The sequence below is a fragment of the Terrabacter sp. P5_B1 genome (assembly GCF_056400505.1).
Map to the genome: position 1 here is coordinate 1 of NZ_JBFULD010000500.1, position 1,985 is coordinate 1,985.

At 75.5% G+C, this 1,985-nt stretch carries 3 protein-coding genes; 1 reads left to right on the forward strand and 2 read right to left on the reverse strand.

Going from position 1 to position 1,985, the window contains the following annotated elements; all coding sequences use genetic code 11:
- The coding region (locus tag AC1DP0_RS21375; protein ID WP_478088508.1) for an NAD-dependent epimerase/dehydratase family protein at window positions 1-1,055 on the forward strand (1,055 nt) is incomplete at its 5' end.
- Here AC1DP0_RS21375 and AC1DP0_RS21380 read toward each other — a convergent pair.
- Together AC1DP0_RS21380 and AC1DP0_RS21385 are read right to left on the reverse strand one after the other, a co-directional pair.
- On the reverse strand, window positions 994-1,791 hold the full coding sequence (locus AC1DP0_RS21380; RefSeq protein WP_478088510.1) for a hypothetical protein: 798 nt from the start codon (window positions 1,789-1,791) through the stop codon (window positions 994-996). The two genes, AC1DP0_RS21375 and AC1DP0_RS21380, sit on opposite strands and share 62 nt — an antisense overlap.
- 13 nt (window positions 1,792-1,804) lie before the next feature.
- The coding region (locus tag AC1DP0_RS21385; RefSeq protein WP_478088511.1) for a hypothetical protein at window positions 1,805-1,985 on the reverse strand (181 nt) is incomplete at its 5' end.

The window sequence follows — 1,985 nt, forward strand, 5'->3', positions numbered from 1 at the left end:
GGCTCGAGTCGCTCGGCCCGGTGCGGAGGGTCGGTGCGGAGCTGACCGACGCGTCGTCCCTCGCCCGCGCCCTCGACGGCACGGGCGGCGTCGACGCCGTGATCCACTGCGCCGCGGTCTACTCCTACGCCCCCTCGGCGGCCACGGAGCTCACCGACGTCAACGTCACCGGGACGCGACTCGTCCTCGAGGCGGCGGCCGCCGCCGGAGCCACCCGGGCCGTCGTGACGAGCTCGTCCGCGACGTGCGGGTCCGGCCTCCTGCCAGTGGCGCGCACCGAGCGCGACCACCTCGGCAGCGAGCCCGTCCCGGCGTACTACGCCAGCAAGGTGCGCCAGGAGCGCGAGGCCCTCGACGTGGCGTCGCGCACCGGGCTGGACGTCGTGCTGGCCCTGCCGACCGTCGTGCTCGGGGGACCGCTCGACCGGCTCGGGCCGAGCAACGCCATCGTGCTGCGCTACCTGCTCGACCCCACCCGCAGCACCTTCCCGGGCGGCTGCAACGTCGTCGACGCGCGCGACGCGGGGGCCGGGCACGTCACCCTCCTCGAGCACGGCGAGCCGGGGGAGCGCTACCTCCTCGGTGGCGACAACGTCACGTGGCGCACCCTGCACGCCCTCGTCGCCGACCTCGCCGGCATCCCGCAGCCCGTGGCCGAGCTGCCGCCCGGCGTCGCGTGGCTCGCCTCGGCAGCCGCGGAGGCCTGGGCCAGCGTGACGTCCACGACCCCGCTCTCGACCCGGGAGGAGGCGACGACCGTGGGTCGGCACTACTGGTACTCCTCGGACTCCGCTGGCGTGCTGGGGTATGCCGCCCGCCCGGCCCGCGAGGCCGTCGCTGCCTCCCTCGCCTGGCTGGCCGTCAGCCCGGACCTCCCCCGCGTCGTGCGGGAGTCGCTCCGGCTGCGGCCCGAGGTGCGGGCCGCCCGACCGCTCCAGCCGCGAGCGGTGGCGGACCCGTCCGGAGGGGACGGCGACGCTGCGCCCGCGACGGTCACTCCTCGACGACGACCGCCACGTCCAGCACCGCCTCGACGCCGCCCGTCACCTCGATGACGCCGACGTAGCGTTCGCCGGTCCGCACCACCTCCGGGGACAGGTCCACCTCGAGCTGCACGTCGTGGTCGGCGCCGGCGGGGATGGTGACCCCCTCGGGGTCGAGCCGAAGCTCGAGGCTGACGTGTCGTCCGGTGTCGGGCTGCAGCCGACCTGCCGAGAGGAGCACGCGTCGAGCCCTGGGGTGGGAGTTGGCCAGCGTGACCGTGCCGGTAGCGGTCTCGCCCGGGCGGCCGTGGAGGGTGACGGCGGCCCGGCGGACATCCGGTTCGCCGGTGTCCGGGGCGGCGGCCTCGTCGCGGGATGCCGCCGACAGGACGATGCCCTCGCTCTCGGAACCGGTCGTGGAACCGGTCGAGGTATGAGGAGGGGCGCCGGTCGAGGTACCAGCCGGGGCGCCGGTCGCGGTGCCGGACGACGGTCGGCGGGGCTGGGTGCGCGAGGCGGCCCGGGTGTCACTGATGACGCGGGCCATGCTCCGGCTGCTGATGGCGACGAGGCTCCCGGCGACGTCGAGGCCCAGCGCGCCGACCTCCTTCCAGTAGCGGGCGCTCTCCCGGCTGACGGCGTCGAACCACGCCCGCCCGGCCGTCGTCGCGTCGACCTCGGAGGAGAGCGTGGCGCGACCGAGCTCGATCGACTGACGGGCGAAGCTCGCCTGGGCCGCCATGGCCTCGCGGGCCAGCTCGGTGATACGGGCGAGGGTCTCGTCCTGGTTCCTCGGGTTCGTTGGCATCTCGCGTGCCTCCTCAGGAGCAGCAGCCGCAGTCGGAGCCGACCTCGACCGGGTCGCACATGGCGGGGCTCACCATGACGGCGACGCGGAGCGGCCGGGCAGCTCCCTCGAACCGGACGTCGGCGTAGGCGCTCGAGCAGGCTGTGACGTCCTGCGGCAGCTCGACCCGGCCCGGCCCCTCCTGGGTGTCAGGG

What these genes read in the sequence shown, in the direction of transcription:
- AC1DP0_RS21380 (WP_478088510.1), bottom strand. Translation starts at nt 1,791, where the DNA reads ATGCCAACGAACCCGAGGAACCAGGACGAGACCCTCGCCCGTATCACC.